General features: G+C 67.1%; 26 protein-coding genes and 2 tRNA genes. 18 read left to right on the top strand and 10 right to left on the bottom strand.

Going from position 1 to position 25,469, the window contains the following annotated elements; genetic code table 11:
* A complete protein-coding gene (locus tag P9A17_RS23350; protein ID WP_278041127.1) occupies positions 1-408 on the top strand; it encodes a hypothetical protein in 408 nt (135 codons plus the stop codon).
* A 10-nt stretch (positions 409-418) separates the two neighbouring features.
* Positions 419-610: a hypothetical protein gene (locus tag P9A17_RS23345; protein ID WP_278041126.1), complete on the top strand. Its 192-nt coding sequence runs from the start codon at positions 419-421 to the stop codon at positions 608-610.
* Here the strand turns inward: P9A17_RS23345 and P9A17_RS23340 are convergent.
* Both P9A17_RS23340 and P9A17_RS23335 read right to left on the bottom strand, forming a co-directional pair.
* On the bottom strand, positions 607-1,005 hold the full coding sequence (locus tag P9A17_RS23340) for a Fur family transcriptional regulator (RefSeq protein WP_278041125.1): 399 nt from the start codon (positions 1,003-1,005) through the stop codon (positions 607-609). The two genes, P9A17_RS23345 and P9A17_RS23340, sit on opposite strands and share 4 nt — an antisense overlap.
* Complete coding sequence (locus P9A17_RS23335) at positions 1,002-1,364, bottom strand: metalloregulator ArsR/SmtB family transcription factor (protein WP_278041124.1); 363 nt, start codon at positions 1,362-1,364, stop codon at positions 1,002-1,004. Before P9A17_RS23335 ends, P9A17_RS23340 begins: the two co-directional genes overlap by 4 nt.
* A gap of 29 nt (positions 1,365-1,393) precedes the next feature.
* On the opposite strand from P9A17_RS23335, the gene P9A17_RS23330 reads away from it, so the two are divergent.
* Positions 1,394-2,839, top strand: coding sequence for a glycine--tRNA ligase (locus P9A17_RS23330; protein WP_278041123.1), 1,446 nt, complete (start codon positions 1,394-1,396; stop codon positions 2,837-2,839).
* On the opposite strand, the gene P9A17_RS23325 is transcribed toward P9A17_RS23330, so the two are convergent.
* Positions 2,836-4,821 (bottom strand): TPM domain-containing protein, encoded by a 1,986-nt coding sequence (locus tag P9A17_RS23325; RefSeq protein ID WP_278041122.1) that lies wholly within the window; start codon positions 4,819-4,821, stop codon positions 2,836-2,838. The genes P9A17_RS23330 and P9A17_RS23325 overlap by 4 nt on opposite strands.
* A 73-nt stretch (positions 4,822-4,894) precedes the next feature.
* On the opposite strand from P9A17_RS23325, the gene P9A17_RS23320 reads away from it, so the two are divergent.
* From P9A17_RS23320 to P9A17_RS23310, 3 genes are read left to right on the top strand one after another with little or no spacing between them, the layout of a single operon-like run.
* Entirely contained in the window at positions 4,895-6,169 is a 1,275-nt protein-coding gene (locus tag P9A17_RS23320; protein WP_278041121.1) for a deoxyguanosinetriphosphate triphosphohydrolase, read from the top strand.
* 43 nt (positions 6,170-6,212) lie between these two features.
* Complete coding sequence (gene dnaG / locus P9A17_RS23315) at positions 6,213-8,144, top strand: DNA primase (RefSeq protein ID WP_278041442.1); 1,932 nt, start codon at positions 6,213-6,215, stop codon at positions 8,142-8,144.
* A 29-nt stretch (positions 8,145-8,173) separates the two neighbouring features.
* Entirely contained in the window at positions 8,174-8,530 is a 357-nt protein-coding gene (locus P9A17_RS23310) for a hypothetical protein (protein ID WP_278041120.1), read from the top strand.
* Here P9A17_RS23310 and P9A17_RS23305 read toward each other — a convergent pair.
* Complete coding sequence (locus P9A17_RS23305) at positions 8,527-8,778, bottom strand: hypothetical protein (protein ID WP_278041119.1); 252 nt, start codon at positions 8,776-8,778, stop codon at positions 8,527-8,529. The two genes, P9A17_RS23310 and P9A17_RS23305, sit on opposite strands and share 4 nt — an antisense overlap.
* Before the next feature lie 155 nt (positions 8,779-8,933).
* Here P9A17_RS23305 and P9A17_RS23300 point away from each other — a divergent pair.
* A tRNA-Asn gene (locus P9A17_RS23300) sits at positions 8,934-9,006 on the top strand.
* Between the two features lie 97 nt (positions 9,007-9,103).
* Positions 9,104-9,589, top strand: a complete 486-nt coding sequence (locus P9A17_RS23295; RefSeq protein WP_278041118.1) for an LppP/LprE family lipoprotein — start codon at positions 9,104-9,106, stop codon at positions 9,587-9,589.
* Here the strand turns inward: P9A17_RS23295 and P9A17_RS23290 are convergent, their stop codons facing one another.
* Entirely contained in the window at positions 9,590-11,551 is a 1,962-nt protein-coding gene (locus P9A17_RS23290) for an acyl-CoA dehydrogenase (protein WP_278041117.1), read from the bottom strand. It abuts the gene before it with no gap.
* A gap of 100 nt (positions 11,552-11,651) precedes the next feature.
* Here P9A17_RS23290 and P9A17_RS23285 point away from each other — a divergent pair, with 100 nt between their 5' ends.
* Positions 11,652-12,389: a VIT1/CCC1 transporter family protein gene (locus P9A17_RS23285; RefSeq protein ID WP_278041116.1), complete on the top strand. Its 738-nt coding sequence runs from the start codon at positions 11,652-11,654 to the stop codon at positions 12,387-12,389.
* On the opposite strand, the gene P9A17_RS23280 is transcribed toward P9A17_RS23285, so the two are convergent.
* Both P9A17_RS23280 and P9A17_RS23275 read right to left on the bottom strand, forming a co-directional pair.
* Positions 12,390-13,604, bottom strand: a complete 1,215-nt coding sequence (locus P9A17_RS23280; RefSeq protein WP_278041115.1) for an MFS transporter — start codon at positions 13,602-13,604, stop codon at positions 12,390-12,392. It abuts the gene before it with no gap.
* 68 nt (positions 13,605-13,672) lie between these two features.
* On the bottom strand, positions 13,673-14,113 hold the full coding sequence (locus P9A17_RS23275; protein WP_278041114.1) for a MarR family transcriptional regulator: 441 nt from the start codon (positions 14,111-14,113) through the stop codon (positions 13,673-13,675).
* A 108-nt stretch (positions 14,114-14,221) separates the two neighbouring features.
* Here P9A17_RS23275 and P9A17_RS23270 point away from each other — a divergent pair, with 108 nt between their 5' ends.
* The 9 genes from P9A17_RS23270 to P9A17_RS23230 all read left to right on the top strand — a co-directional run bounded on the left by P9A17_RS23270 (position 14,222) and on the right by P9A17_RS23230 (position 23,263).
* The gene (locus tag P9A17_RS23270; RefSeq protein ID WP_278041113.1) at positions 14,222-16,270 is read left to right on the top strand and encodes an ATP-binding cassette domain-containing protein; all 2,049 of its coding nucleotides are present in this window, start codon (positions 14,222-14,224) and stop codon (positions 16,268-16,270) included.
* Complete coding sequence (locus P9A17_RS23265; RefSeq protein ID WP_278041112.1) at positions 16,267-17,115, top strand: energy-coupling factor transporter transmembrane protein EcfT; 849 nt, start codon at positions 16,267-16,269, stop codon at positions 17,113-17,115. Before P9A17_RS23270 ends, P9A17_RS23265 begins: the two co-directional genes overlap by 4 nt.
* Positions 17,116-17,131: 16 nt before the next feature.
* Entirely contained in the window at positions 17,132-18,646 is a 1,515-nt protein-coding gene (locus P9A17_RS23260) for a TldD/PmbA family protein (protein WP_278041111.1), read from the top strand.
* Positions 18,643-20,016, top strand: coding sequence for a metallopeptidase TldD-related protein (locus P9A17_RS23255; protein WP_278041110.1), 1,374 nt, complete (start codon positions 18,643-18,645; stop codon positions 20,014-20,016). The genes P9A17_RS23260 and P9A17_RS23255 overlap by 4 nt, the downstream gene beginning before the upstream one ends.
* Positions 20,017-20,023: 7 nt before the next feature.
* Positions 20,024-20,863 (top strand): carboxymuconolactone decarboxylase family protein, encoded by an 840-nt coding sequence (locus P9A17_RS23250; RefSeq protein WP_278041109.1) that lies wholly within the window; start codon positions 20,024-20,026, stop codon positions 20,861-20,863.
* 39 nt (positions 20,864-20,902) lie between these two features.
* A tRNA-Ile gene (locus tag P9A17_RS23245) sits at positions 20,903-20,976 on the top strand.
* A 234-nt stretch (positions 20,977-21,210) separates the two neighbouring features.
* Positions 21,211-22,074, top strand: a complete 864-nt coding sequence (locus P9A17_RS23240; protein WP_278041108.1) for a glycosyltransferase family 2 protein — start codon at positions 21,211-21,213, stop codon at positions 22,072-22,074.
* Positions 22,071-22,562, top strand: a complete 492-nt coding sequence (locus P9A17_RS23235; RefSeq protein ID WP_278041107.1) for a 6-carboxytetrahydropterin synthase — start codon at positions 22,071-22,073, stop codon at positions 22,560-22,562. Before P9A17_RS23240 ends, P9A17_RS23235 begins: the two co-directional genes overlap by 4 nt.
* Positions 22,559-23,263 carry an SDR family oxidoreductase gene (locus P9A17_RS23230; RefSeq protein ID WP_278041106.1) on the top strand — a complete coding sequence of 235 codons (705 nt, stop codon included), beginning with the start codon at positions 22,559-22,561 and terminating at the stop codon, positions 23,261-23,263. Before P9A17_RS23235 ends, P9A17_RS23230 begins: the two co-directional genes overlap by 4 nt.
* Before the next feature lie 22 nt (positions 23,264-23,285).
* Here P9A17_RS23230 and P9A17_RS23225 read toward each other — a convergent pair whose 3' ends face one another.
* The 3 genes from P9A17_RS23225 to P9A17_RS23215 all read right to left on the bottom strand — a co-directional run bounded on the left by P9A17_RS23225 (position 23,286) and on the right by P9A17_RS23215 (position 25,242).
* On the bottom strand, positions 23,286-23,969 hold the full coding sequence (locus P9A17_RS23225; RefSeq protein WP_278041105.1) for an ANTAR domain-containing protein: 684 nt from the start codon (positions 23,967-23,969) through the stop codon (positions 23,286-23,288).
* Positions 23,970-24,108: 139 nt separating this feature from the next.
* On the bottom strand, positions 24,109-24,534 hold the full coding sequence (locus tag P9A17_RS23220; protein ID WP_278041104.1) for a PPOX class F420-dependent oxidoreductase: 426 nt from the start codon (positions 24,532-24,534) through the stop codon (positions 24,109-24,111).
* A gap of 9 nt (positions 24,535-24,543) precedes the next feature.
* The gene (locus P9A17_RS23215; protein ID WP_278041103.1) at positions 24,544-25,242 is read right to left on the bottom strand and encodes a proteasome protein; all 699 of its coding nucleotides are present in this window, start codon (positions 25,240-25,242) and stop codon (positions 24,544-24,546) included.
* Positions 25,243-25,469 lie beyond the last annotated feature (227 nt).

Here is a 25,469-nt window from a genome sequence, read left to right as displayed (position 1 = left end):
ATGGAACTTTCGGAGCGACTGGCGGTCGTCCTCGCCGAGATCCTGCCCGTGACACGGGAGGACGACGGTGCGTTGACGGTGCAGCACGACGCGACGTTCGCGTCGCTGCGGGTGGTGACCATCGCCGAGGATCTCGATCTGGTGTCGCTGACGCAGGTGCTGGCCTGGGATCTGCCGTTGGACAGCAAGATTCGCGCCAGAGTGGCCAAACATGCCCACGACACTCTGCTGGGCACGGTGTCTCTGGTGGAGAAGAGCGGTGCCGTGAAGGGCAATTCGAAGAAGACCGGTGACGTCCTGTTGCGCTACAACTTTCCGGCGGCCGGTCTGACCGATGACGCGCTGCGGACGCTGGTCCTCATGGTGCTGGCGACCGGCACCGATGTGCGGAACGCGCTGACCGCCTAGGGTCGATGTCATGCGTATCGCCATGGTCATCGTCGGCGTCGTCGTCGCTCTGTTCGGTCTTCTGTTCGCGCTTCAGGGTTTCGGCGCGGTGCAGGGCAGTCCGATGAGCAGCACCACCACCTGGTCGGTTCTGGGACCGCTCATCGCGATCGGCGGTTTGCTGATCGCGCTCGTGGGCTGGCGCGGGATGAAGAAGCGCTAATTGCCCGCGGCCGCGCAGCCGCTGCACACGCCGAAGATCTCGATGGTGTGCCGGATGTCGGAGAAACCGTGGCTAGCGGCGACCTCTGAGGCCCAGTTCTCGACGTGGTCACCCTGGATTTCGACCGTCGAACCGCAGATCCGGCAGACCAGGTGGTGGTGGTGATCGTCTGAGCAGCGCCGATATACCGATTCGCCGGTGTCGGTGCGCAGCGTGTCGAGCACGCCGGCCGCCGCCATCTGCTGCAGCGTGCGGTAGACGGTGGTCAGGCCGACGCCCTCGCCGCGCTGGCGGAGGTCGTCGTGCAGTTCCTGGGCCGAGCGGAAATCGCTGGTCTTGTCCAGGAGTGCGCGAATTGCGGCCCGTTGGCGCGTGGCGCGGCCTTCGGCGGTCATTCGGTGTCCTCGGCGGCGTGCGTCACCGCGGCGACCACGATGTCGGTCAGATGATGATCAGCCAAGCGGTACAACACTTCTCGGCCCGACCGAGAACCCTCGACGACGCCGGCCGACTTCAGGATGCGCAGGTGCTGGCTGACCAGTGGCTGGGGTACGTCGAGGCTGTCGACGAGTTCGTGGACGCACCGCGCGCCTTCGCGCAGCTGCAGCACGATCGCGATGCGTATCGGTGCGGCCAGCGCGCGCAGCAGATCTCCGGCGGTGTCGAGGACCGCGCGGGACGGCAGTTCGACAGCTGACGCGCCACCGTGGTCATGGACGTCCGACGAATCGGCCATACTGGAAACGGTTTTCATTAGGTACCACGATACATGCGCAACCATGCATGTCAACTGGGGATATCGTTCGAATCGCCGTCTCGGCCTCGCTACGCTGTCAACCCGTGGCACCCTCGATCATCGATACCGTTGCAAACCTGGCGAAACGTCGTGGCCTCGTCTTCCAATCCGGCGAGATCTACGGCGGCACCAAATCTGCCTGGGACTACGGGCCACTGGGTGTCGAGCTCAAGGAGAACATCAAGCGCCAGTGGTGGCGGTCCGTCGTCACGGGCCGCGATGACGTCGTCGGCCTCGACAGCGCCATCATCCTGCCGCGCCAGGTGTGGGTCGCCTCCGGCCACGTCGCAGTGTTCAACGACCCGCTGGTCGAGTGCCTGAACTGCCACAAGCGGCACCGGCAGGACCACATGCAGGAGGCGTACGCCCTCAAGAAGGGCCTTGACGATCCCGATTCGGTGCCGATGGACGAGATCGTCTGCCCCGACTGCGGAACCAAGGGTCAGTGGACCGAGCCCCGCGACTTCAACATGATGCTCAAGACCTACCTCGGACCGATCGAGTCCGAGGAGGGCCTGCACTACCTGCGCCCCGAGACCGCGCAGGGCATCTTCGTCAACTTCGCCAACGTGGTGACCACCGCGCGCAAGAAGCCACCGTTCGGTATCGGCCAGATCGGCAAGAGCTTCCGCAACGAGATCACCCCGGGCAACTTCATCTTCCGCACCCGCGAGTTCGAGCAGATGGAGATGGAGTTCTTCGTCGAACCGGACTCGGCGAAGGAGTGGCACCAGTACTGGATCGACACCCGCTTCCAGTGGTATGTCGATCTGGGCATCAACCCCGAGAATCTGCGGCTCTACGAGCATCCGCTGGAGAAGCTGTCGCACTACTCGGCGGGCACCACCGACATCGAATACAAGTTCGGCTTCACGGGCAACCCGTGGGGTGAACTCGAAGGCATCGCCAACCGGACGAACTTCGACTTGTCCACGCACTCAGAGCATTCCGGCGTCGACCTGTCGTTCTACGATCAGGCCAACGATACGAGGTACGTGCCGTACGTCATCGAACCGGCGGCCGGCCTGACCCGCTCGCTGATGGCGTTTCTGGTCGACGCCTATCACGAGGACGAGGCGCCGAACGCCAAGGGCGGCGTCGACAAGCGCACGGTGCTCAAGCTCGATCCGCGACTGGCGCCGGTCAAGGCCGCGGTGCTGCCGCTGTCGCGGCATGCCGACCTGTCGCCCAAGGCGCGCGATCTGGCTGCCGAGCTGCGGAGGTCGTGGAACGTCGAATTCGACGATGCGGGCGCCATCGGCCGGCGGTACCGCCGCCAGGATGAGATCGGCACCCCGTTCTGCATCACGGTCGACTTCGATTCGCTGGAGGATCAGGCCGTCACGATCCGCGAGCGCGACGCGATGACGCAGGAGCGGGTGGCGCTGTCCGAGGTGTCCGACTACCTCGCGGTGCGCCTCAAAGGCTGCTAGAAGCGGCCTCCGCCGCCGCTCCAGCCCCCACCGCCGCCGCCACCGCCGAAGCCGCCGCCGAAACCGCCGCCACCCAGGCCGCCACGCATCGCGCCGGACAGCAGGTTGCCGATCAGGATGCCGCCGATCACGGCGCCCATCTGACCGCCACCGCCCCCGCCGCCGTACGGGCCATTGAAGTGTCGTTGCGCGGCAGTGACGTCTGAGTTGGCCAGCGACTGCGCCTGTGAGGCCAGCATGGCCGCACCGTTGGCGTGGGCGATGGCCTCACTGAGGTTCGTCTCACGCTTGTCTCGTGCGGCCTGCAGTTGACGCACCGCTTCGGCCAGCCGGGTTCGCGCCTCGGGGCCGATCGCGCCGCGCCGGGTGTCGATGTAGTCCGAGACCGCGCGCACCCGGGACTGCGCGGTGTAAAGGGCCTGGTCGAAGGTGCGGCTGAGCCGTTCGGCGGTCTCGCGTTCCTGGATGACGTCGGCGAGCAGCCGATCCAGCTCGGCGTCGGCCTGCGCGAGCCGCGTGAACGCTCCGAGAGGATCTGCGCTGCCGTCGCTCTGCGCATGCGACACCGCCTGCACCGCAGCATCTCTGGCTGCACTGAGATCATCGGCGACCGCGAGATTGCCCTTCGCCAGTTGGGCGCCGGCCTGGCTGATGCCGTTCTGCGTGTCGGCGATCGCGGCGGGAAGACCGGCCACCGCCCGGCTGATATCGGTGGACGCGGTATCGACGGCGTCCAGCAGCGTGCGGGCCTGGCCGAGCGCGGCCTCCGCGGCATGAATGGCGTCGACCAGCCCAGCCTGGCTGCCCGCGGGCCGCGCGACCAGGGTGCGCGCCGTGGAGATGCTCTGCTCGGCGAATTGCAGTCGGTGTTTGGCCTCGTCGATGTTGTCGGCCACCGAAACGAGTGCGGTCTCGGCGAATTGCGACTTCAGTCGACTCAACGTCTGTTCGGCGGGCGCGGTCCGGGTGGTCAGATCGATCATCTGCTGGGTCAGGGTGTCCAACCGGGTCGGGGCATTGATGACCAGATCCCGCAGCGCGGCGAACGCCTCGCGCTGCGCTTCGAGCTCCTGATCGGCTTTCGCGGCGGACACGATGACGCGGGTCAGCAGGTCGCGCCGCTGTTGCGGCGTCTCGGGGACCGCGTCGTCGAGGATGTGGCGCACGTTGAGCGCCTGTGTCAGCGTCGTCCGCGCATTGGTCACCGCGCGCGTGAACGCGGCGGTGTCCTGCTCGCCGAATTCGTCGACGGCGATCGCGAGTTCGCTCTCGCTGGTGCGCAATTCGTTGTCGACGTCGACGACGATCGCCTTGCTCAGATCGTCGAGGGCGTCCAGCGGTACCGACGCCAGGGCGTTGGGGTCGGCGGGGTCGACGCGCTTGGCCGCCTCGAATTCGGCCGCCCGGCGTTGGCGGCGGCGTCGCCGCGCCCACAGCCACAGGACGACGACGGCCACGCCGAGCAGCCCGAGCAGGATGAGCAGCGCGAGCCACGACATCCCGCCACCGGATGACGATCCCGAGGGTGCCGAGCGGATCCCGTCTGCGGCGGCGACGGCGGCGCCCGCGAAATCGTCGTTGCGCAAAGCGGGTTCGATGACATCGGTCTGCAGGGCCGCTGCCGCGCTCTGCGACATGACGGATGAGTGCACCTGGAAGGCGTAGGCGCGTTCCTGCGTCGCTATCGCCAGCAGTGCGTCGCGGTCGCCGAAGTCGCTGAGCTGCATGGTGGTTCGCGCCCAGCCGGCAGCGCTCTGACCGAACGCGTCGACGTAGACGACCCACAGCCGGACCCGTTGCCCGTCGTAGAGCTGCGTCAGTGCGTCCTCGACCTGGATGAGCTGTTCGGGTGTGAGCACCTGCGCGCGGTCGGTCACGTAATCGGGCACGCGGAACGGCGGCTCGGCCGTAGCCCCCGGCGCGCAGAGGAGTCCGACGGTCAGAACGGCGAGCAGCATGCTGAACAGGCGGGCGACACGCATGACCGCCAATCTAGTGCGGCGCAGTCGCAGTGCCGCGATTACCGGGCGATCCGCCCTGGCAGACTGTGCTGCGGTGTCCACTGATCTCACGCAACGTGATCCCTACAGCGAGTTCGACCGCCGGCGTCTGGTGGTCGAGCCGGCGAAGGCTGCCGCGTTGCCGGGCACCGGTACCGAGCACCGCACCGATTTCGCCCGCGACCGCGCCCGCGTCCTGCATTGCGCGGCGCTGCGCCGTCTGGCCGACAAGACCCAGGTGGTCGGTCCCCGGCAGAGCGAGACGCCGCGCACCCGGCTCACGCATTCCCTCGAAGTGGCTCAGATCGGCCGCGGCATGGCCGTCGGGCTCGGCGCCGACCCTGATCTGGTCGATCTGGCCGGGCTGGCGCACGACATCGGCCATCCGCCGTACGGCCACAACGGCGAACGCGCCCTCAACCAGCTCGCCGACGCGTGCGGCGGATTCGAGGGCAATGCGCAGAACTTCCGCATCCTCACCCGGCTGGAACCGAAAGTCCTAGGGCGCGAAGGCCACAAAGAACGAAGCGCAGGCCTCAACCTGACCCGGGCCGCACTCGACGCCGTGACGAAGTACCCATGGTTCCGCCCGCCCGAGGGCGGCAAGTTCGGGTTCTATACCGACGACGCCGATGCGGCGGCCTGGGTGCGCGGTGACGCGCCCGACCGGGCGTCGTGTCTGGAGGCCCAGATCATGGACTGGGCCGACGACGTGGCCTACTCGGTGCACGACGTCGAAGACGGCGTCATCTCGGGGCGCATCGACCTGCGGGTGCTCGCCGACGACGACGCGGTGAACGCGCTGGGACGGCTGGGCCAGTCCCACGGCATGGGCGGCGGCCTGGCCGCGGCCGACCTCGTCGAGGCCGCCGAGCGGTTGTCGGTGCTGCCCGCGGTCGCCGCCGTCGGCAAGTACGACGGCACGCTGACGGCATCGGTGGCGCTCAAGACGATGACCAGTGAGCTGGTGGGACGGTTCGCGTCGTCGGCGATCGCCGCGACGCGCCACGTGTCCGGCCCCGGCCGTCTGGTCCGCTACCGCGCCAATCTGGAAGTCCCCACGGTGGTCCGGGCCGAGGTCGCGGTGCTGAAGATCCTGGCGCTGCAGTTCATCATGTCCGACCCGGCACACCTGGATGTGCAGGGGCAGCAACGTGACCGCGTCGAGGCCGTCGTCGACTTCGTGCTCAGCGGCGCGCCCGCCACCCTCGATCCGCTGTTCGTGCCGGAGTTCAACGCGGCGGCCGACGACTGCGCGCGGCTGCGGGTCGTCATCGACCAGGTGGCCTCGATGACCGAAGGTCGGCTGGAGCGGCTGGAACCCGCGTAATCAGGTTCGCCGCTGGCTCTAGACTGGCCGGGTGGCGGCCGAAGTGACTCGAGGGCGGGGCAGGATCCCCGATCGGGACATCGCCGCCATCCGTGAGCGCGTCAGCATCGAGGACGTCGTCGGTGATTACGTCCAGCTGCGCCGCGCCGGTGCGGACTCCATGAAGGGGCTGTGCCCCTTCCACGACGAGAAGTCGCCGTCGTTCCACGTCCGCCCCAACCACGGCCACTTCCACTGCTTCGGCTGCGGCGAGGGCGGCGACGTCTACGCCTTCCTGCAGAAGATCGAGCACGTCAGCTTCGTCGAGGCCGTAGAGCTACTCGCCGATCGCATCGGCTACACCGTCACCTATACCGGCGCGTCGAACACCAACGTCCAACGGGATCGGGGGAGTCGCAGCAGGCTGCTCGCCGCCAACGCGGCCGCGCAGGAGTTCTACGCCGAGCAGTTGCAGAGCGAGGAGGCGGCACCGGCGCGGCAGTACCTGCAGGAGCGCAACTTCGACGCAGCTGCCGCCGCCAAGTTCGGCTGCGGTTTCGCCCCGTCGGGGTGGGAGACGCTGACAAAGCACTTGCTGCGCAAGGGATTCGAGTTCAAGGAGCTCGAGGCCGCCGGATTGTCGCGCGAGGGGCGGCGCGGGCCGATGGACCGCTTCCACCGCCGCCTGCTGTGGCCGATCCGTGCCAGCGGTGGCGAGGTGATCGGCTTCGGTGCGCGCCGGATCTTCGACGACGATCCGATGGAAGCCAAGTACGTCAACACCCCGGAAACGGTGCTGTATAAGAAGTCTTCGGTGTTGTTCGGCCTCGACATGGCCAAGCGCGACATCGCCAAGGCGCACCGCGCGGTCGTCGTCGAGGGCTACACCGACGTCATGGCCATGCACATGGCCGGCGAGACGACGGCCGTCGCTTCGTGCGGCACCGCGTTCGGCGACAGCCACCTGGCGTTGTTGCGGCGGCTGATGATGGACGACAACTGGTACCGCGGTGAGTTGATCTTCGTGTTCGACGGTGATGCCGCGGGGCAGGCTGCCGCGTTGAAGGCGTTCGACGGGGACCAGCAGGTGGCTGGGAAGTCGTTTGTCGCCGTCGCCGCCGACGGCATGGACCCGTGCGATCTGCGGTTGAAGTCCGGAGACGGGTCGCTGCGCGATCTGGTCGCGCGGCGCATCCCGATGTTCGAGTTCGCGGTGCGCAGCCTGATCCCCGCCGGGGACGTCCTCGACAACGACCCGCAGGCCAAGGTCGACGCGCTGCGCCAGTGCGTGCCGCTGGTGTCGAGAATCCGCGATTACGCGCTGCGGGACGAGTACGCGCGCCGTCTCGCAGGCTGGACCGGCTGGAACGACGAGAGCCAGGTGCTCAACCGTGTCCGCGAGGAAGCGACCAAGCGCGGGATGCCGGACAGGTCCCGCAGGCGCGGCGCCGCGGCCGAGCAGGCATCGCGCGGGTCGGCCGCGCCGGTCCAGGGGACAGCGCGTCCCGACCCCGCCGATCCCACGCTGTGGCCGCAGCGGGAGGCGCTGAAGTCGGCGCTGCAGTTCCCGGCCCTGGCGGGTCCGGTGTTCGACTCGTTGACCGCGGAGAGCTTCACCCATCCCGGCTATACGGCGGTGCGCGCGTCGATCGAGGCTGCCGGCGGCACGTCGTCGGGGATCACCGGCGCCCAGTGGATCGAGGCGGTGCGCGAGCAGACGTCCTCTCCGCAGGCGGCCAGCCTCATCAACGAACTGGGCGTCGAGGCCATCAATGCCGACGACGAGAAGCTGCCCCGGTACATCGGCGGCGTCCTGGCCCGGCTGCAGGAGGTGTGGATCGGGCGGCAGATCGCCGAGGTCAAGTCGAAGCTGCAGCGCATGTCGCCGGTGGAGCAGGGTGATGAATACCACTCGCTGTTCGGTGACCTGGTGGCGATGGAGGCCTACCGCCGCAGCCTGCTGGAACAGGCCAGCGGTAACGACCTGACTGCGTGATCGCGATAGGCAGGTTATGGTTGAGGCGCTTGGGTTCCGAGCTGTGTTTCCGTTGGGGAGAAGGTGAGCTTTACGTGCTGGTGAACAAGATCCAGACCAACAAGTCCCGGGTGATCGCGGGGGCCATCGCGGCCGCTGCCGTCGCTCTCCCGCTCTACGTGTCCATGAGCACGGCCGACACCGCTGCAGAAACCACCGCGGCACCTCGCTGCCTGGCGTGGTTCGGCAACCAGGCCGACGGCAACTGCCTGTCGTACTCCAACGGCAGTGGCGTCTCCGTCGGATCCCCGAACGTGGGAATCGGTTACGGCGGCGGCTACGGCGTGTGGGGCGTTCAGACCAGCCCGCTGCTGCCCGGCACCACGATCAGCCAGCCGATCGGCTAGCCCTTCTTCTTCGCCATCGACTCCGGCTCCAGAACTTCGGTGCCGGAGTCGATGCGTGTCAGCTTCACCATCGCCGGATCGGGAGACACCCGTTCGGCGATTTTTCGTCGTCCGGCCTCGATGACGGCCTTGGCGGCGGGGCTGCCGGTGACGGCTTTGTAGGTGCCCTGGATCTGCTCGAAACGCCGCCTGCCGGCCTTGGTTCCCAGCACGTAGCCGGCAGCAGCTGCGGCGACATACCCGATCACAGGGGCCCTCCAGAGGTTCGAATCGACGATGGGTTCGGTGTCTATCCTGCCTCATTTCAGGTACTGGCGACGGACCCGGAGGCGCATTGGCACTTGCGCGCCGACGTGCGCTAGAGTGCTCTCTGGTTCGCGGCAAGCCGCCGTGGGCAGTGCAATCCCCTGTAGCTCAATTGGCAGAGCATTCGGCTGTTAACCGGAGGGTTGGTGGTTCGAGTCCACCCGGGGGAGCGTCAGTACCAGCGCCGCGACCCAAGGTCGCGGCGCTTTTTTTCTGGCGCGGCAACGGTTTTCGCAGGCGCATGCTCGGGCCGCTTATTCTTGGGGCATGCGTCTTCACACCAGGCCCGTGGCGCTGGTCCTGCTGATCCTCGGGCTCGTGGTCGGTGGGTGCGGATCGAGCACGCCTGAGCCGGCATCGACCAGTTCGGCCGCCGCCGCCGACTGCGGGCCCGGCCCCTCGGCGCAGGACGTGGAGGCCGAGTTCGCCTTGCTGCCGCCCGGCCCGTGGCGCGAAGCGTCGCGCGGTCACGCCGCCGACTGCCAGCTGCAGTGGGTCGTGGTCACGTCCGGCGACCAACCCGACAGCGCGCAGCAGGTGTTGTTCTTCGACGGCCCCGCTCCTGTCGGTTCACCGACGATGGAGCCGCGGCCCTACATCACCGTTACGGCTCAGGGTGAGCACGACGCCGTCGTGCAGTACCAGTGGAAGCAGGGTCAGGACGAGCCCTGCTGCCCGACCGGCATCGGTTCGGCCCGGGTCACCCTCGAAGACGGCAGGCTGACGATTCTGGATCCGATCCCGAACGAGTGATCAGATGACGCCCGCGCTGGTGGCGTCCTTGCGCTTGTGCTCGTCGGCGTCCGGAATGTGCTCCGGGTGCAACATCTCGGCGTAGCGCAGCTGTTCGGGGATGCCGAATCCGTCGACGAGGAGCTCGGCGTGGGGGCGCAACCTGCGGCACCGGTCGTTGATGCCGCGCGTCACGGCCTTGGCGCGTTCGGTGGACAGGAAGCGGTGCTCGACGAACCACGCCTTGTCCTCTTCGATCACTGACAGCGCGTACAGGTCGCAGACCAGCCCGAGGACTTCGCGCGCCGTCTTGTCCTGGCAGGCGTCGATGCCCGCCACGAACGCCTCCAGGATGATGCGGTCGATGTGGGCCTGCGCCACGTGCAGCACGTGATCCTGGACGGAGTTGAAGGAGTCGAACGCGCTCATCTCCTTGGACTTGCTCTGCAGCCGACGGGCCACCGAGGCCAACATGTACTCCTCGCGGTCCTCGAACATCTTGACCTGGGTGCCGCGGTTGAAGAGGCTGCCTTCCTCTTCGTTGTCCTCGCGGGTATCCAGGATGGTCTGCATGATCGTCTGCGCCGCAGTGCGTTTCATCACCCGCTCACCGGCGAAGTTGGCGGCGAAACGCACCCAGTCCACGGGGCTCATGCCCTTGATGTCGTCGGCGTAGGCGGTCAGCAGCTCCTTGGCGACCAGCTGGAACAGGACGTGGTTGTCGCCCTCGAAGGTGGTGAACACGTCGGTGTCGGCCTTGAGGGCGATCAACCGGTTTTCGGCGAGATAGCCTGCGCCACCGCAGGCTTCGCGCGCTTCCTGGATGGCGCGGGTGGCGTGCCACGTGTTGGCGGCCTTCAGGCCTGCGGCACGCGATTCCAGCTCGCGCTGCTCCTCGGGATCGGGATCGTCGGCGGTCTGCAGTTCATGGCAGCGGGCCACCAGCTCGTTCTGCGCGTACTGCAGCGCATAGGACTTGGCGATCAGCGGGAACAGCCGGCGCTGGTGGACGAGGTAGTCCATCAGCAGCACTTCACCACCGTCGGGATCCTCGAACTGCCTGCGCTCCAACGCGTATCGGGTCGCGATGTCGAGCGCCACCCGAGCGGCGGCACCTGCGCTGCCGCCGACGGTGACCCGGCCGCGGATCAGCGTTCCCAGCATCGTGAAGAAGCGCCGGTTGGGGTTCTCGATGGGGGAGGAGTAGGTGCCGTCTTCGGCGACGTCAGCGTACTTGTTGAGCAGGTTCTCGCGGGGCACCCGGACTTGGTCGAACTGGATGCGGCCGTTGTCCACGCCAGGAAGTCCGCCCTTGTAGTGGCAGTCCGAGGTCGTCACGCCGGGCAGATCCTCGCCCTTGTCGTCGCGAATCGGCACCACCAGGCAGTGCACCCCGTGCTTTTTGCCGTCGGGAGTGATGAGTTGCGCGAAAACCGCTGCCACCCGGGCAGTTTGGGCCGCACCGCCGATGTAATCCTTCCGCGAGGAGGGGGTGGGCGAGTCGATGACGAACTCCTGGGTCGCCGGATCGTAGGTCGCCGTCGTCTCCAGGGATTGCACGTCGCTGCCGTGGCCGGTCTCGGTCATCGCGAAGCAGCCGAGCAGGTCCAGGTCGATCAGCTTCTTGACGTAGGCCTCGTGGTGACGTTCGGTGCCGAGATTCTCGATCGCACCGCCGAACAGGCCCCACTGCACGCCGGCCTTGACCATCAGGGACAGGTCGCTCATCGCGAGCATCTCGATCTGGGTGACCGCGGCGCCGACGTCGCCGTTGCCGCCGTGTTCTTTCCTGAACCCGTCTTCGGCGGCCCCGCGGGAGGCCATGATCCGCAACTGCTCGCCCACCTTGGTGCGGGCGATAACGGTGTTCGGGGTGTAGTGCGGCCGGAAGATCTCGTCGCTGAGTTCGAGTCGTACGCGGTTCTTCACGTCCCGGAAACGGCCGTCGAGAGAATTGCGCAGATGCTCCGCCGTGGTGGTCATGTCACGACGGTAGCCGCAGACGGGGAACCGCAAACTGTGATGTCACAAACCTGGGAGAACCTGAGTGCCCAGCCGCCCGCGGGGGTGTTCAATCGTCACCATGACGCAGCGCGCCGAGAGGCCCCTCTCGCCGACCGGCAGACCTCACGTCGCTGACCACAAGCACTCCGATGTGAGCGGAGGGTGGCTGCGGGCCGCGACATTCGGTGCGATGGACGGTCTGGTGAGCAACACCGCGCTGATCGCCGGTGTGGCGGCGTCGGCAAGTGCGCACACGGTGGTCATCAGCGGCATCGCCGGACTGCTGGCCGGGGCGTTCTCGATGGCCTTGGGGGAGTACACATCGGTCACGACGGCCAACGAGCAGATCGAGTCCGAGGTCAAAGTCGAGAAGCGGGCGTTTCGGAAACACCCGCAGGCCGAGCGCGCCGAGTTGGTGTCGATGCTCACCGAGATGGGGATGACGCCGGAGACGGCGACGAAGGCCACCGACGAGATTCACCGGGACGAGACGAAGGCGATGAACTTCCATCTCGTCCAGGAGCTCGGGGTGGATCCGCGGGAGAAGCCGTCGCCGTATGTCGCAGCGATCTCGTCGTTCCTGATGTTCGCGACGGGTGCCATCATCCCGCTGCTGCCTTACCTTCTCGGGTTCGAGTCGCTGTGGGCCGGGCTGGCGTGTGGCGGCGTCGGGCTCCTGCTCGCCGGTGGTGCGGCGGCGAAATTCACCAGCCAGCCTGTGGCCATCGGAGCGTCGCGTCAGTTGGTCCTGGGCTTGGCCGCCGTCGGCGCGACGTATCTCGTTGGGCACCTGATAGGTGCCGCGGTCACCGGCTGATCAGCTGTCGCTGCCGACCGTGACGGCGGTGGCTTCGTCGTTGAGCTCGTCGAGTTCCGATTCGGGGGCGTCGACCTGGGTCAGATGGCCACGCACGCCGAACAGGACGACCGCCGCCAGCAGCACTGCGCCGGCACCGACCCAAAAGGGGAGGTGCACGCTGACGCGCTCGCCGAGAACGCCGGCCAGCCACGGAGCCACCGCGGCGCCGCCGAATCGCATGAAGCTGTAGGCCGCAGACGCCACGCCGCGCTCGACAGGCGCAGCCTTCATGACGGTTTCGGTGATCAGCGTGTTGTTGACGCCGATCCAGAGTCCGGCGACGACGACGCAACCCGCCAGGACGGCCTTGTTGTCCGTGCCGAGTGCCATCACGACGAGGGTCGCCGTCATCAGCAGCAGGTTGACGACGAGCGTGGGCACGGTGCCGAAGCGGTGTTGCAGCCGGGGGGCGACGACCACCGAGGTGAACGCCAGCGCGAGGCCCCATCCGAAGAAGATGAAGCCGATCTCGTGGGCGCCCATGTCGAGGGGGAACGGGGTGAAGGCGAGCAGGGTGAAGAAGCCGAAGTTGTAGAGCAGGGCGGTCACCGACACTCCGAGCAGCCCGCGGTGGCGCAGCGCGCGGAACGGGTCGGCGAGTGTGGTGGCTCGCGTGGCCGGCGGCGTGGCGGGCAGAAGGAACGCGGTCACGACGAGGGCGACCGCCATCAGCGCGGAGACGCCGAAGAACGGGCCGCGCCACGAGATCGAGCCGAGGACGCCGCCGACGAGCGGTCCGACGGCGATGCCGAGCCCCAGCGCCGCCTCGTAGAGGATGATCGCCTGCGCGACGGAGCCGCGGGCGGAGCTGACGATGGTGGCCAGGGCGGTCGCGATGAACAGGGCGTTGCCCAGTCCCCACAGCGCGCGCCAGCCGACGATGCCCATGACGCTGTCGCTCAGTCCGGCCAGGCCGGCTCCGGCGATGATGATGACCAGCCCGAGGAGCAGGGTGCGCTTCGGCCCGATGCGGCTGGACACCACGCCGGTGATCAGCATCGCGACACCCATGACGGCCATGTAGCTGGTGAACAGCAGCGACACCTGCGACGGCGAGGCGTTCAGGTTGTCGGCGATCGGTTTGAGGATCGGGTCGACGAGACCGATGCCCATGAAGGCGACGACAGAAGCGAACGCGACGGCATAGACCGCCTTGGGTTGGGAACGAAGCATAGGGGAACTATATAGAAAATCTATGAATCAGCTCAAGTCGAGGCCAGAATCGGCTGAGAATTTCGACGTCAGCGAGCCGCGACGGCCGGGGTCGCGGCGTCTTCGATCAGCCGCTGCATGATGACGACGGCCTGAGTGAGGCACGCGCGATCGGATTCGGAGAGGCGCTCCAGATATGGGTCCACGGCGGCGCCGCGGTCGGCGCGCGCCTGGCGCAGCGCCGCAACCCCGTTGGGTGTGATCCGGATCAGCACGGCGCGGGCGTCGTTCGGGTCGGCGGCGCGCGTGACCATGCCGGCGTCTTCGAGTCGACGGACCTGCGTCGTCATCGTCGGCTGCGAACAGTGGTCGAGGGCGGCGAGATCCGAGATACGCGCCTCGCCCCGGTCGTCGATCGTGGACAATAGACGTGCCTGCGCGAACGGGACCGGCATCCGCAGCCGCTGGTTGGCCAGCCGGTTGATCCGGGCCACCACGGCGAGCAGGTCTGAGCCAAGTGTCGACGACATCCGCCCATGATTACATAGCTTTACTATGTTTTCAACGAACGGCGTGAAGTGGTGTCAGTCACAACCCGGTGCCCGCGAGTGCTCTCAGGCGACTGGCAGAATCGAGAAATGAACTCGGCCGGCCCGGAGAGCGCGCCTCGACGGACTGGACGACTCCAATCGGTCGAGCTGGCCCAGGCCGCCGTCATGGCCGCGCTCTGCGCTGCGATCGCCATCATCGCCGTCGTCGTCCCGTTCGCCGCCGGCCTGTCGCTTCTGGGAACCGTCCCCATGGGCCTGCTGGCCTACCGCTACCGGCTGCGGGTGCTGCTTGCCGCGATGGTGGCCGGGGGGCTGATCGCCTTCCTCATCGCCGGCATGGGCGGTTTCATGACGGTCATCAACTGCGCCTACATCGGTGGACTGACCGGCATCGTCAAGCGGCGGGGTCGCGGCACGCTGACAGTCTTCTCCTGTGCCCTGGTCGCCGGCGCCCTGTTCGGCGCGCTCATCGTCGCCGCCCTCGCCGTTCTGAGCCGGCTGCGTCACCTGATCTTCGAATCGATGACCGCCAACATCGACGGCACCGCCGCGATCCTCGAACGCATCCCGGGCCTGCAGCCGGTCGCCGAGCGCCTCACCCGGGACTTCGCGACTGCGCTGCAGTACTGGCCACTGTTGTTCTTCGTCTCCGGCATCGTCTCGATCACGTTCGTCAGTCTCGTCGGCTGGTGGGCGCTGTCGCGCGTCATGACGCGCCTGATGGGCGTCCCCGACGTGCACAAGCTCGAGGCCTCGGCCGACGGCGGGGCCGTCGCGCCGATCCCGTTGCAGCTCACCGATATCCGCTTCCGCTACCCGCACGGGGACAACGACGCGCTCGGACCCGTGTCGCTCGCCGTGCAACCCGGCGAACACATCGCCGTCACCGGCGCCAACGGCTCCGGTAAGACGACCCTGATGCTGGTCCTGTCGGGCCGCGAACCGACCGCAGGGACGATCGAACGTCCCGGTGCGGTGGGGCTCGGCAAGCTCGGTGGCACCGCGGTCGTCATGCAGCACCCCGAAAGTCAGGTGCTGGGCACCCGTGTCGCCGACGACGTCGTCTGGGGCCTGCCGCCGGGCACCGCCACCGACGTGGACCGACTGCTCGCCGAGGTCGGCCTCGACGGGATGGCCGAGCGCGACACCGGTGGTCTCTCCGGCGGCGAACTGCAACGGCTCGCCGTCGCCGGGGCGCTGGCCCGGGAACCGTCGTTGCTCATTGCCGACGAGGTCACCAGCATGGTCGACCAGGACGGGCGGGACGCCCTGATGTCGGTGTTGTCGGGGCTGACGACACGACACCGCACCGCGTTGATTCACATCACGCACTACAACGACGAAGCCGATGCTGCCGATCGCACGGTGGCGCTGGCCGGCAACGGCGGGGCCGCCGACAACACCGACATGGTGCCGACGGCGGAGGCTCCATCCGCCACGACTGCGCCCGACACTCCGCGCGGTGCGCCCGTCCTGGAGGTCCGCGGTGTCGGCCACGAGTACGGCACCGGAACCCCTTGGGCGAAAGCAGCTTTGAGCGGACTCGACTTCACCGTCCACGAAGGCGACGGCGTCTTGATCCACGGTCTCAACGGCTCGGGAAAGTCCACACTGGCCTGGATCATGGCCGGATTGACGGTGCCCACCTCCGGCACGTGCCTGCTCGACGGCAAGCCGGTGTCCGATCAGGTTGGTGCCGTGGCCATTTCCTTCCAGGCGGCACGGCTGCAGCTCATGCGCAGCCACGTCGCGCTGGAGATCGCCTCGTCGGCGGGCTTCTCCAAATACGACCAGGCGCGGGTCACCGAGGCGCTGAACATGGTCGGCCTGGACCCGACGCTGGCGTCGCGCCGGATCGATCAACTCAGCGGTGGGCAGATGAGGCGAGTGGTCCTCGCAGGCCTGCTGGCCCGCTCACCGCGCGCGTTGATCCTCGACGAACCGCTGGCCGGGCTCGACGCGGCGTCGCAGCGCGGACTGCTCCGCCTGCTGGAGGACCTGCGTCGTCGGACCCGCCTGACCGTCGTCGTCATCTCGCACGACTTCGCCGGGCTGGAGGATCTGTGCCCCCGGACCCTGCACCTGGAGAACGGCGTCCTCGCAGCGGCGCCCACGACAGCCGGAGGCATGTCATGACCGCGGCTGCCGCACCGCGCAAACCTCGCAGGCAGGTCGTCCTGCTGCGGCCGGTGCCGGGCCGCACCCTGATGCACGAGCTGTGGGCCGGCTCCAAGCTGCTCATCGTCGCGGCGATCGGCGTGCTGTTGACGTTCTACCCCGGCTGGGTGCCCATCGGCGCCGTGGCACTGCTCGTCGTCATCGCCGCGCGTATCGCCCACATCCCGCGAGGCGTGCTGCCGTCGATCCCGTCCTGGCTGTGGTTGCTGCTCCTTCTCGGCGCGGTCACCGCGACATTCGCCGGCGGCTCCCCGGAGATCACGCTCGGTTCCGTCACGCTGGGCCTCGGCGGACTGCTCAACTTCCTGCGGATCACCGCCTTGTCGATCGTGCTGCTGGGTCTCGGCGCGATGGTGTCATGGACCACAAATGTGGCCGAAGTGGCTCCGGCGGTGGCCAAACTGGGCCGTCCGCTGCGGCCGCTGCGGGTGCCGGTCGACGACTGGGCGGTCACAGTTGCGTTGGCGCTACGGGCTTTTCCGATGCTGATCGACGAATTCACCACCCTCTACGCCGCGCGCAGACTGCGGCCCAAAGAAACTGACGGCAACCGGCGCGCCCGTGGCCGTCAGCTGGCTTCCGAACTGATCGACATGCTCGCCGCCGCGATCACCGTCGCGCTGCGCCGCGCCGACGAGATGGGTGACGCGATCACCGCGCGCGGCGGGGCCGGACAGATCTCCGCCGTTCCGTCCGGGCCCAAGCGCCGCGACTGGGTGACCTTCGCCGTCGTCGCCCTCGTGTGCGGCACCGCGCTGGCTTTGGAGCTGACCATCCTGGGCACGAGCGGAATCCGGCGCTGATCTACGGTGTGAAGGCGTGAGCGCCCGAACGATCGACGCGGATTTCCTCGCGCTGCCCCGCCACTCACTCGCCGAGGCTGCGCTGACAGCCGCGCGACAGGCGGGAGCCAGCTACGCCGACTTCCGCATCCACGCCATCACCACCGAGACGATCCAGATGCGCGACGGCGCGCTCGAAACCGCGGTCACCGACTACGAGATCGCCCTCGCGGTTCGGGTGATCGTCGACGGCACGTGGGGGTTCGCCTCCCACGCCGAGCTGGACACCGTGGCGGCCGCCGACACCGCGCGGCGGGCGGTGCGGGTGGCGACGACGCTGGCGCCGCTGAACGCCGAACGCATCGAGCTGGCACCAGAGCCGGTCTACCGCGACGTGACCTGGGTGTCGAACTATCGGATCGACCCGTTCGGCATTGCGACGCAGGACAAGATCGCGGTGCTGGAGGACTATTCCGGCAGGCTGCTGGCTTCCGACGGGGTGGACCATGTGTCGGCGTGGCTGCATCTGGCGAAGGAGCAGACATTCTATGCCGACACCTTCGGCTCCTCGATCACCCAGCAGCGGGTGCGGGTACTTCCGCGGTTGGATGCGGTCACTGTCGACGCGGCGGCCGGATCGTTCGAGACCATGAGCACGCTGGCCCCGCCGACGGGTCGGGGTTGGGAAGCTGTCGTCGGCGACGAGGTCTGGGACTGGGCGGGCGAGCTCGCCGAGCTGCCGTCGCTGCTGGCCGAGAAAGCCAAGGCACCCAGCGTCGTTGCCGGGCCGACCGACCTCGTCATCGATCCGACCAACCTGTGGCTGACCATCCACGAATCCATCGGTCACGCCACCGAATACGACCGCGCGATCGGCTACGAAGCCGCTTACGCGGGAACGTCGTTCGCGACACCGGACAAGCTGGGCCGGATGAAATACGGGTCATCGGTGATGAACGTGACCGCCGACCGCACCGTCGCCCACGGGCTGGCGACGATCGGATTCGACGACGAAGGCGTGCGGGCACAGAGCTGGGATCTGGTGCGCGACGGGCTGTTCGTCGGCTACCAGCTCGACCGGGTGTTCGCTCCTCGTCTCGGGGTCGGGCGGTCCAACGGTTGCTCGTACGCCGATTCCGCACACCATGTCCCCATCCAGCGGATGGCCAACGTCTCGCTGCAGCCGGGAGCTGAGGACATCAGCACCGACGAGTTGATCAGCCGGGTGTCCGACGGCCTCTACATCGTCGGCGACAAGAGCTGGTCGATCGATATGCAGCGCTACAACTTCCAGTTCACCGGGCAGCGCTTCTTCCGGATCAAGGACGGCAAGCTCGACGGTCAGGTGCGTGACGTCGCCTACCAGGCGACCACCACCGACTTCTGGGGATCCCTGGAAGCCGTTGGGGGACAGTCGACCTGGCGCTTGGGCGGGGCTTTCAACTGTGGCAAGGCGCAGCCCGGCCAGGTCGCCGCGGTCAGCCATGGCTGCCCGTCAGCGCTGTTCCGGGGAATCAACGTGCTCAACACGCGCGAGGAGGGCGGGCGATGATCGGCGCACAGATGGTCATCGACGTCGCGCTGGCCGAGGCACGAAGGTTGGGCAGAGCCGACGAGACGATCGTCGTGGTCGCCGACCGCGTCGACGCGTCGTTGCGCTGGGCCAACAACACGATGACCACCAACGGCGAATCGACCAGTCGCACGACCACCGTCATTTCGATTGTGCGCAAGGGGGATAACGCCCATGTCGGGTCGGTGCGGTCCAGCGCCGTCGACCCGGCCGTCGTCACCCAACTGGTGGCCGCCTCTCAGGACGCCGCTGCGACTGCGCCGCCCGCCCGAGACAGTGCCCCGGCGCTGCCCGGAAATGACGCGCCGACGGATTGGGACGCCCCCATCCCGCGCACCGGGGCCGAGGCTTTCGGCGGCGTCGCAACGGCACTCACCCGCGGCTTCGGCAGCGGGGACACCCTGTTCGGCTACGCGCGCCACATCCTCGAGACGACGTTCGTCGCGACCTCCTCTGGCCTGCGGCGCCGCTTCACCCAGCCGAACGGTTCGGTGGAGATCAACGCCAAGCGCGGCGGCGCCAGTGCGTGGGCGGGCGTCAGCACACCCGACTTTGTCGACGTGCCAACGGATTCGATGCTGGAGGAACTTTCGACGAGGCTGTCCTGGGCAGACCGCACCGTCGACCTTGCCGCCGGGCGCTACGAGACGATCATGCCTCCCTCGACCGTGGCCGACATGATGATTTACCTGACGTGGACGATGGGCGGCCGCGGCGCGCAGGAGGGCCGCACCGCGCTGGCCGCACCGGGGGGCGGTACCCGGGTCGGGGAGAAGCTGACATCGCTTCCGCTGACGCTCTACTCCGATCCCGGCGCGCCCGGCCTCGAGTGCACCCCGTTCGTCACGGCGACGAGTTCGTCGGAACGGACCTCGGTGTTCGACAACGGCCTCCCGATCGAGCGGCTCGACTGGATCCGCGACGGCGTCATCAACGCGTTGGCCTATCCGAGGGCGGCGGCCGCCGAATTCGGGGCGCCGGTGGCGATCGGCGCGGACAACCTGCTGATGACCGGCGGCTCGGCGAGCCTGCAGGAGATGATCGCGAGCACCGAGCGGGGGCTGCTGCTCTCGACGCTGTGGTACATCCGGGAGGTCGACCCGTCCGTACTGCTGTTGACCGGGTTGACCCGAGATGGCGTCTACCTGATCGAAGACGGTCAGGTGACGGCCGCGGTGAACAATTTCCGCTTCAACGAGAGCCCGCTGGACCTGCTGCGGCGCGCCACCGAGGCCGGCGTCAGCGAGGCGACGCTGCCCCGCGAATGGGGGGACTGGGCGACCCGGGCGAAGATGCCGTCACTGCGAATCCCGGACTTCCACATGTCGTCGGTGAGTCAGGCGCAATAATCGCGGGATGACCGAAGAGCTGTCCAAGCGGTTGGCGCGGCTGGTCGCGCTCTCCTCGGGAGACGAGCGTGCCGACGCGATGATCAGACTGACGTGCGGGCGGGCGCTGTCACTGGCGCCGTTGCCGTCGCCGGCCGATCTGCCGGATGGGCGCACCGACGAAGAAGCTGTGCTGGTGGCGTTCGCGGAGCAGTTCACGGTCGATGTCACGGGGATCGGCGACAACCAGCGGGCATGCTTCGTGGAAGCATTCGGTGACAACGCTTTTCGGGTCGTGGTGGCGATCTTTCTCGCCGACTTCGTGCCGCGGGTGTGGGCCGGATGTGAAGCGCTGGGCCTGGGGAAGCCTGGGTTCACGGCCGACGTTAAGTTCGACAGAGAGACCGACCCGGTGGGCAAGCTGCTGGGTGGCTTCGTGCCCGCGGTGGCGCGACTGCACGAGGTGGATCCGGTGACCACCGAAGTAGTGCGATTGCGTGGGGCGGAGGCGCACAACTGCAGGCTGTGCAAGTCGCTGCGGGAGGGGCACGCCCTGGATGCGGGCGGTTCTGAGGACATGTACGTGCAGATCGCCGATTATGAGTCGGCTGCCGATCTGACGGAAGCGCACAGGGCGGCGTTGCGGTACGTCGACGCGCTGGTGTGGACACCGTCGAGAATCGAGCCCGATGTCGCCGACGGGATGCGCAAGCACTTCTCGGAGAAGCAAATATTCGAGATCACGCTCGACGTGATGCGCAACGCGTGCAACAAGATTGCCGTGTCAATGGCGGCGGACGAGGCTCGGGTGGCCGAGGGCACCGAGCGCTACGAGGTCGACGAGCAGGGGCAGACGATATTCGCCTGACCGGGCGTGTGGGACCATGGTTGCCGCGCGTTGCGCGCTGGGGCGGTAGCTCAGTTGGTTAGAGCCGGGGACTCATAATCCCTTGGTCGCGGGTTCGAGCCCCGCCCGCCCCACTTCGAGGCTGTTTTGCGTCCGGCCGGACCGCGAATGTGCGCTCAGGGCGGGTTTTGGACCGAATGTCCGCCCTCACCGCACACTCGACGTGAAGGCGCCGCACACGCAGGCAGTGTCCGAATTGTCACGGCGGAGACGTGCGTGGCGGGCTACGATCGTCCCGCCGCCTACACGGCGGTGAGCTCTCGAAACTGTCGGGGATCGTTGTGGAAGTTACTGATTCACGCGCCACGGTGATACTTCCCGCCTTCTGTGCGGCACCGTTCCTGCCGCGCGCGGTCCGCAGCGTGATGGACCAGACGCATGACGACTGGGAACTCATCGTGGTCGCCGACGACGACACGGATTATGCCACCGTGCTGGCCGCCTGCGGGATCGACGACCCGCGGATCCACTTCGCGTCCACGGGTCGTCTCGGAGCCGGCCCGGGAACAGCCCGCAACGTCGGACTCGACGCATCCCGCACCTCGTTGGTGGTCACTCTCGACGCCGACGACACTCTCGATCCCCGCTCGCTGGAACGAATCCTGCCGCATGCCGCCGTCCACGGCGCCGCCTACAGCGACATCCGCATCATCTCGGACGACACCGGTGAACCACTCATCAACCTGGACCGGCCGATCGCGGCCGGCCTGGTCGCGCTTGAAGAAATCCTCACCAGCCGAATCCATACCTACGCCTTCACTGCGTTCGATCGAACCAAGGTGCGCGCCCGCTGGCCGGAAGGACGGGTTGGCTGGGAGGACGTCTGGTTCTGCGCCGCCTGTTTCGACGATCTCGACGCGATCTATCACCTCGACGAACCGTGCTACGTCTACCGCCGTCGATCCGGATCAACCAGCACCCAGTCGGGTGCCGCGGACTATTTCCTACAGTCCGCCAGAGAGTTGCGCCGCCGATTGGAAACCGTTGCCGCACCGGATATCCGAAGTTCTGCCACCCGGGTGACGCTGGTCCAGTATCTGCGGGGCCGCGAACACCTGGAAGCCCGCTTCCTCGACGAGGAGGCTGCTGGGCGCGCTCACAAGTTCCTCGACTTCGTCGCGGACCACCGCGACCAGTTCTATCGACTCGACCCTGAGGTGCCCGTGCCATGACGCCGACCACCCGCATCGATCTGTTCAAAGAAGAGATGAAGTTCTCCGCCGCGCACTTCACCATCTTTTCGGCCGGTGTGCGCGAGAACCTCCACGGCCACAACTTCACCGTGCGCGTCGAGATCGACGCGGCGATCGGGCCCGAAGGCCTCGCTTTCGACTACCGGGAAGCCAAACGCAGCCTGGCGACGATCTGTCGGGGATTCAACGAGATCTTGCTGCTGCCCACTCGAAACCCACATCTGATCGTCGAGGACGGCGACAACGAGGTCGTGGCCCGTTTCGGCGACGAGCGCATGGTGTTCCTCAAACGCGACGTCTGCCTGCTTCCACTACGCAACATCAGCCTGGAGGAACTGTCGCTGCACATCCTCAACATCGTCGTGCCGACGCTGACCGCCGACTCGGAATTCGGTGTCCGGTGCGTCGCCACGAGGGTGTCCTCAGGACCCGGGCAGTCGGCATCGTCGCAGTGGACCGTTCAGTGACCGATCGCGTCGTCATCACCGGTGCCAGCCGGGGCATCGGACTCGCGGTCGCCCGCCGCTTCCTGGCGCGCGGCGCGCGGGTATGGAACCTCGCCCGAACGGCATCGCCGGATGCCGCCGTCACCGACGTCGCCGTCGACCTCGCCAATCCTGTTTTCGCCCAACACATTCCGGCCACGCTCGTCGCCCCTACCCCGACCGGGTCGCGGACCGTGCTGATCCACAATGCTTCGCGCATGGTCAACGACACGGTGGAGTCGGTCGACCCCGTCGAACTCCAGGCGATGTTCGACGTCGCAGTCACCGCGCCCTCTCTGCTCAACCGTGTTCTGCTGCCGACGATGTCACCCGGATCGGCGATCCTCTATCTGGGCTCGACTCTGTCCGAAAAGGCGGTTCCGGGATCGTTCACCTACGTCACCGTCAAGCACGCGGTCGTCGGAATGATGCGTGCCACCTGTCAGGACCTCATGGGGCGCGGCATCCACACCGCCTGCGTGTGCCCCGGTGTCACCGACACCGAGATGTTGCGTGAACACGTCGGCGGAGACCCGGCACTGCTGGCCACACTCCGAGATTTGACCGGAGCGGGACGCCTCATCGAACCCGACGAGATCGCCCGAGTCCTCGAGCTTGCCGCCGACAACCCCGTCCTCAACGGTGCTGTACTGCACGCCAACCACGGACAACGGGAACGCTGAACGAGCCTGGAACGCCCGTGAATCAGACTGTGGCGACGATGCTGTCGGCGATACTTCTGAGCGACGGTGCACCAGCATCTTGTGCGCGTTGGTTGAGGATGTCGCGTGCCTGCGCAGCGTCGACGTGCAATCGTTCCATGAGTATGCCGGTGGCGTGACCGATGGTTTCGCAGTCGGTCAACCTCGACTTCAACTCCGATCTCGTACTCTCGGCCAGCAGCACGGTCGTTGCGTAGGCGGCCAGCGTTGCCCCGATCGCCTCGTCCTCCACGTTGAAAGTTCCCGCGGCGCGGCCGTAGAGATTAAGGGCGGCCGCCGAGTGCTGCGGTGCGGACAACTGGAAAGTCAGGACACTGTGGACGCCGGCGCGGATCGCGGCCTGCGTGAAATGCGGCCATCGATCTTCAGTGGTGAGGTTCGGCCCGCGGACGACCGCGTCGTCGATGGCAGCCTCGACGCACGGGCCCTGCTTGTGGCGCATCTGAACTGCGTCAAGGTCGGTGACGAAATCGGCCGTCGGTGCGACACAACGAAAGTCACCACCGTCGATGAGCATGACGTCAGCCCATTCGGCGCCTCGAATAAGCGTTACTGCGGCGGTGGTGACGGTGGTGAGTATGTTCTCGATGTCGAGGCCCTTGGTGTCCGCTGCGAGTAGGGTCATCGCCGCGCGGATGAGTTGTCGGTATTCGGCGAGATCAGGCATCGCGGCCATTCACCGGCAATGGCTCACAATTGATCGCCATCGTTCCACCCCCTGGAACACTGCAACTTTCGAGGCCATGTCAGACGTTGGCCTTTGCTAGCAGTGCCCGCGATCGGCCAGTTCGAAACCTCGCGCGTTCCTACACGGACTTCGAGTTCACCTCTTGCGGGGTGATTCTGAGGGCCACTCGGGCCTTGCGACCTTTGGTGAAGATGGCCTCGATCGTGGTGATGATGTGAAATTGCAGGCCATACTTTCGCCGGATGAGCTCCTCGGCCTTCGACACCGCGGCCGGTGACTCCTCCACCACGGCGGTGCCCAGCAGCTCAGGGTCGACCGGGTCGACGTTGCCCATCCGGCCGGAACGAATCACGACAACGCGCGGGTCGCGGCGCACCCGTTTGACCTTCCACGCATCCGACGGCGTCCACACGACGAGGTCGGCGCCGTCGGAAGCGATCCACATCGCCGACCCCACCGGGGTTCCGTCCCGCTTGTAGGTCACCAGCGAGACGAACTTCGTTTCGCCGAGTTGGTTCGCCAACTCCGCCGCAGTGTCAGGCATGTTCTCGTCCTATTCGTCGAAGAGTCCGTCGAGGGCCTTGTGTTCGAGGCCAACCCACCGATTCACTTGGCGCCGAACATCTTCGACTTCTTCCTCGGCCAGGTGGTGGGCGCCTTCGGCAGTGATGCGGCAGATGTCCATGGGGCCGCCGACACTCGGCGACGACGCATCCAGGGCGTCGAGCACGCGTAACGCGGCCACCACTCCATAGTCGACGTCACGTTCGGTCATGCCGAAGTGTGCCAACAGCGCATGGGCCTGCTGGGCCATCGCGGCCCCGCTCCCGACTGCCTGGAAGCCCGTCTCCTCGTGGTGGCCGATGAGGCCGTTGGGGTCCACGTCGATGATGAACGGAGCGTCACCCACGTAGCCGGCGGCAAGGACGTAAGTCGCCGGCGTTCCGGCGGCTTCCTGGCCAGGAACCTCGGGGATGAAGTTCTCGTAGTGGTGCTTGAGGATCGGCAGGATGCGGGCCTGGAGCGCATGTCCGACGTCCTTGGACTCCAGGATCGAGTCCGGTTCGGCGGTGAATACCTGCTCTATGTCGTAGAGCACCGCGCGTGAGCCGCTACCGCCCCACGCGGCGTGCGCCCCGAGGGTGTGCAGCTTCTGCGCGGGGTACGTCAGCCCCCGGCCGGGATCGGTGATCTGTGAATCCGACGCCAGGACGACGCCGTTGGCGCACCGCAAGGCAAGGACAACGGTCATGGCAGTCTCGACGAGTCGCTCACGCCACGATGGTCTCACGGCTTAGCCGTAGCAACCCTGGCCGCCGGAGAGCCCAACGGATGGGCAAGTGCCGCACGCGTGGCGTCCGAAGGGGTTGTGAATGCGCCTCTCTTAGCTGGTCGCAAGGGCCACTGTGGCTGGACTTCCTGCGAGTGTCTGCAAAATCGCAGTCACCTGCAGGTACAGGTAGATGAATCCGCAAATAT

Origin of the sequence: Mycobacterium sp. 236(2023) (genome assembly GCF_029623955.1) — a bacterium.
Lineage (GTDB): Bacteria > Actinomycetota > Actinomycetes > Mycobacteriales > Mycobacteriaceae > Mycobacterium.
The sequence above is the reverse complement of the archived record's forward strand: the minus strand, read 5'-3'. Positions and strand labels throughout refer to the sequence as shown.

What these genes read in the sequence shown, in the direction of transcription:
- P9A17_RS23270 (WP_278041113.1), top strand. Translation starts at nt 14,222, where the DNA reads ATGAACTCGGCCGGCCCGGAGAGCGCGCCTCGACGGACTGGACGACTC.
- P9A17_RS23350 (WP_278041127.1), top strand. Translation starts at nt 1, where the DNA reads ATGGAACTTTCGGAGCGACTGGCGGTCGTCCTCGCCGAGATCCTGCCC.
- P9A17_RS23265 (WP_278041112.1), top strand. Translation starts at nt 16,267, where the DNA reads ATGACCGCGGCTGCCGCACCGCGCAAACCTCGCAGGCAGGTCGTCCTG.
- P9A17_RS23335 (WP_278041124.1), bottom strand. Translation starts at nt 1,364, where the DNA reads ATGAAAACCGTTTCCAGTATGGCCGATTCGTCGGACGTCCATGACCAC.
- P9A17_RS23280 (WP_278041115.1), bottom strand. Translation starts at nt 13,604, where the DNA reads ATGCTTCGTTCCCAACCCAAGGCGGTCTATGCCGTCGCGTTCGCTTCT.
- P9A17_RS23225 (WP_278041105.1), bottom strand. Translation starts at nt 23,969, where the DNA reads ATGCCTGATCTCGCCGAATACCGACAACTCATCCGCGCGGCGATGACC.
- P9A17_RS23345 (WP_278041126.1), top strand. Translation starts at nt 419, where the DNA reads ATGCGTATCGCCATGGTCATCGTCGGCGTCGTCGTCGCTCTGTTCGGT.
- P9A17_RS23290 (WP_278041117.1), bottom strand. Translation starts at nt 11,551, where the DNA reads ATGACCACCACGGCGGAGCATCTGCGCAATTCTCTCGACGGCCGTTTC.
- P9A17_RS23235 (WP_278041107.1), top strand. Translation starts at nt 22,071, where the DNA reads ATGACGCCGACCACCCGCATCGATCTGTTCAAAGAAGAGATGAAGTTC.
- P9A17_RS23285 (WP_278041116.1), top strand. Translation starts at nt 11,652, where the DNA reads ATGACGCAGCGCGCCGAGAGGCCCCTCTCGCCGACCGGCAGACCTCAC.
- P9A17_RS23215 (WP_278041103.1), bottom strand. Translation starts at nt 25,242, where the DNA reads ATGACCGTTGTCCTTGCCTTGCGGTGCGCCAACGGCGTCGTCCTGGCG.
- P9A17_RS23330 (WP_278041123.1), top strand. Translation starts at nt 1,394, where the DNA reads ATGTCAACTGGGGATATCGTTCGAATCGCCGTCTCGGCCTCGCTACGC.
- P9A17_RS23220 (WP_278041104.1), bottom strand. Translation starts at nt 24,534, where the DNA reads ATGCCTGACACTGCGGCGGAGTTGGCGAACCAACTCGGCGAAACGAAG.
- P9A17_RS23325 (WP_278041122.1), bottom strand. Translation starts at nt 4,821, where the DNA reads ATGCGTGTCGCCCGCCTGTTCAGCATGCTGCTCGCCGTTCTGACCGTC.
- P9A17_RS23340 (WP_278041125.1), bottom strand. Translation starts at nt 1,005, where the DNA reads ATGACCGCCGAAGGCCGCGCCACGCGCCAACGGGCCGCAATTCGCGCA.
- P9A17_RS23255 (WP_278041110.1), top strand. Translation starts at nt 18,643, where the DNA reads ATGATCGGCGCACAGATGGTCATCGACGTCGCGCTGGCCGAGGCACGA.
- P9A17_RS23275 (WP_278041114.1), bottom strand. Translation starts at nt 14,113, where the DNA reads ATGTCGTCGACACTTGGCTCAGACCTGCTCGCCGTGGTGGCCCGGATC.
- P9A17_RS23250 (WP_278041109.1), top strand. Translation starts at nt 20,024, where the DNA reads ATGACCGAAGAGCTGTCCAAGCGGTTGGCGCGGCTGGTCGCGCTCTCC.
- P9A17_RS23295 (WP_278041118.1), top strand. Translation starts at nt 9,104, where the DNA reads ATGCGTCTTCACACCAGGCCCGTGGCGCTGGTCCTGCTGATCCTCGGG.